General features: G+C 42.8%; 1 protein-coding gene. It reads left to right on the top strand.

Annotated elements, in window-relative coordinates; all coding sequences use genetic code 11:
• The coding region (locus tag P20311_RS16870; protein ID WP_138922270.1) for an ISAs1 family transposase at nt 1-561 on the top strand (561 nt) is incomplete at both ends.

The raw sequence follows: 561 nt of genomic DNA, 5'->3' as shown, positions 1-561 counted from the left end.
ATCCAACAAAAAGCAGATTATATTCTTGCACTTAAAGGTAATCATTCAGGCATGCAAAAGGAACTAGAAGCGTGGTGGCACAAGTGCGAGCGTGAAAGGTTAACTAAGCATAATTGTGATGAACATACCGAAATAAGCTCAGGACATGGGCGTGTTGAAACACGTACATGCCAGCAGTTACTTATAGATAAAAGCTGGCTAGGCAAGGATTATCGTTGGCCTGGCTTAACGAGTATTATTAAGGTCAGGGCTGAAGTTCATGATAAGTCGGCAGGGTCGGATACCACTGAAACACGCTGGTATATAAGTTCATTAGACTTAAATGCAGCGCAAGCACTCAATGCAGTACGCAGTCACTGGCAGGTTGAAAGCATGCATTGGATGCTTGATATGAACTTCAGAGAAGATGAATCGAGAATACGCAAACTTCAAGGGCCATTAATGTTTAATGTAATGCGAAAGATAGCCATGGCGCTTTTTAAACAAGATGCATCTAAGTCAGCAAGTATGGCGAGGAAAAAGAAAATGGCAGGGCTAGACGATGATTACCGCTCAACCCTG

This window comes from Pseudoalteromonas sp. BSi20311 (assembly GCF_000239875.1).
GTDB lineage: Bacteria > Pseudomonadota > Gammaproteobacteria > Enterobacterales > Alteromonadaceae > Pseudoalteromonas.
The sequence above is the reverse complement of the archived record's forward strand: the minus strand, read 5'-3'. Positions and strand labels throughout refer to the sequence as shown.